The following is a 326-nucleotide window of genomic DNA, read 5'->3' on the forward strand; positions in this document are numbered from 1 at the left end:
AGGCTTGTAGCTCAGGTGGTTAGAGCGCACCCCTGATAAGGGTGAGGTCGGTGGTTCAAGTCCACTCAGGCCTACCAAACTCCTTTTAAAGGATGAGCGGTACAGAGATTGCAAACGATGGGGCTATAGCTCAGCTGGGAGAGCGCCTGCTTTGCACGCAGGAGGTCTGCGGTTCGATCCCGCATAGCTCCACCATCTTTTACTGCAAACCCAAGAAAACTTCAGAGTGAACCTGAAAAGGTGCACTGCGAAGTTTTGCTCTTTAAAAATCTGGATCAAGCTGAAAATTGAAACGACACATCTTAATGGTGTGTTCGAGTCTCTCA

The 326-nt window shown here is 49.1% G+C and carries 2 tRNA genes; both read left to right on the forward strand.

Annotated features, from left to right (window positions below):
• Window positions 1-77 (forward strand) — tRNA-Ile (locus tag FHC48_RS23170).
• Window positions 78-119: 42 nt separating this feature from the next.
• A tRNA-Ala gene (locus FHC48_RS23175) sits at window positions 120-195 on the forward strand.
• Window positions 196-326: the final 131 nt, after the last annotated feature.

The sequence above is a fragment of the Enterobacter sp. EC_50 genome, from assembly GCF_019584525.1.
Classification (GTDB): domain Bacteria; phylum Pseudomonadota; class Gammaproteobacteria; order Enterobacterales; family Enterobacteriaceae; genus Enterobacter; species Enterobacter roggenkampii.